This is a genomic window from Streptomyces sp. SID3343 (assembly GCF_009865215.1).
In the GTDB taxonomy this organism is placed as follows: Bacteria; Actinomycetota; Actinomycetes; order Streptomycetales; family Streptomycetaceae; genus Embleya.
Map to the genome: position 1 here is coordinate 1 of NZ_WWJX01001573.1, position 1,754 is coordinate 1,754.

General features: G+C 69.6%; 1 protein-coding gene. It reads right to left on the reverse strand.

Annotated elements, in window-relative coordinates:
* Window positions 1–116 precede the first annotated feature (116 nt).
* Window positions 117–1,238: a glycerophosphodiester phosphodiesterase gene (locus GT354_RS50380; RefSeq protein WP_202513190.1), complete on the reverse strand. Its 1,122-nt coding sequence runs from the start codon at window positions 1,236–1,238 to the stop codon at window positions 117–119.
* Between the last annotated feature and the right edge of the window lie 516 nt (window positions 1,239–1,754).

A 1,754-nucleotide genomic window follows, 5' to 3' on the forward strand; every position in this document is an offset into this window, starting at 1 on the left:
CGTCACCACTCGCTGACGCCCCCGCGACGCGCGTTCGGCAGCGCCAACGCGCGGACGCGCGACGGGGGTTCGCCCATGCTCGTGGATGCTCGCCTCGTCGCGCAGCCCTCGGTGGGTCAGGCCGCGCGTGCGGTGCGGGCCGCGACCGCGGTGTCCGGCTGGTCGGCGAAGACGCCGTCGAGACCGAGACCGTAGAACAGTTCGTACTCGGCGGTGATGTCACCGCGGGCGTTCGGGTCGGTGCCGATGCGGAAGTCCGCCGGCAGGAACTGGTTTTCCGCGCGGAACGTCCAGGCGTGCACGATCAGTCCGGCGCGGTGCGCGTCGCGGATCACGGTGGTCGGGGCGAGCAGCTTGCCGGCGGCATCACGCGGGACGATCAGGTTCTTGTTGGTGCCGATGCCGTCGGCGTAGGTGCCGATCCACTTCAGGTTCTCGGGGCTGATCAGGTCCTGGTACGTGCGCGGGTCGTTCGCGACCACCAGGTCGTACGGCCGACCCGTCGCGTCGAGCAGTTGGACCAGTTCGACGTCGATCATCCGGTCGAGCTTGCGCAGGTTCGCCGTCTCGAAGGACTGGATGTACACCTTGTCCTTGCGGCCGGTGAGCCGGTTGTGCTTGAGCACCCGCACCAACGGCTCTTCGAGCGGCAGGCCGATCGACTGGAAGTAGGTCGGGTGCTTGGTCTCCGGGTAGATGCCGATCGTCCGGTGCAACCGGCGGCCCTCGGTGCGCGCGAGGTCGAGGACCTCCTGGAACGTGGGCACCTCCAGCTTCCCGTCGAACGCGGTGTTGGTGGGCCGGACCTGCGGCAGCCGCTCCTTGGCTCGCAGCGTCTTGAGCTCGGCGAGGGTGAAATCCTCGGTGAACCACCCGGACACGGGGGTGCCGTCGATGGTCTTGGTCGCCTTGCGCGCGGCGAACTCCGGGTGCGCCGAGACGTCGGTGGTACCGGAGATCTCGTTTTCGTGCCGGGCGACCAGCACTCCGTCCCTGGTGGACACGAGGTCGGGCTCGATGTAGTCGGCGCCCATCCGGATCGCGAGACGGTAACTCTCCAGGGTGTGCTCGGGCCGGTAGCCGCTCGCGCCCCGATGGCCGATCACGATCGGGTCGGCCGACGGCCGCCACGACGCGCGGGACGTGTCGTCCTGGGCCGCGGCGGCGGGCACCGCGATCACGGTCGCCAACAGCACGCCGGCCACGCCGAGTGCGGGAAGGATTCGTCGCAACGCCATCTCCTGTCGTCCTGACGCGGGGGAAACCGCGCGAGAGCACCGAGCGTGCAGAGGGAATCGAGTCAATCGGCAACAGGCGACGCGTGGTCGGGGCGCGCCCGGCGCGGGGGTGAATGTCGGAAGAACAGCCGGCCGGGAGGGGCGTTGGGCTCCGACGCTTCGTGAGGCGGCCTCCGACCCTTCGTGAGGCGGTTTGGGACGTCGTGCGAGGCGTTCTCGGACGTCTCGTGCGCTGTGCTCGAAGGTGGTGAAAAAAAGATCGTCGGGATCGGGAACCTGGGGGAAGGCCGTGCGTCTGGATGTGCGTCACCACCCGGTGGCGGTCCCCGTCTGCGGACGGTGACCCGTTCGAAGTCCCTCAAGGAGCACGGTGTTCATACCTTCCCCGCGCCGTACGACCGTTTCGCCCACCGGCGGACGCGCCCCCGTTCGGGCCGGTCGGGTGATCGGCGCCGGCTTCGTGCTGGCCGCCTCACTGGTTGTGCTGCCGCAGGCCGCGGCCTTCGCCACCGAGCC

What these genes read in the sequence shown, in the direction of transcription:
- GT354_RS50380 (WP_202513190.1), bottom strand. Translation starts at nt 1,238, where the DNA reads ATGGCGTTGCGACGAATCCTTCCCGCACTCGGCGTGGCCGGCGTGCTG.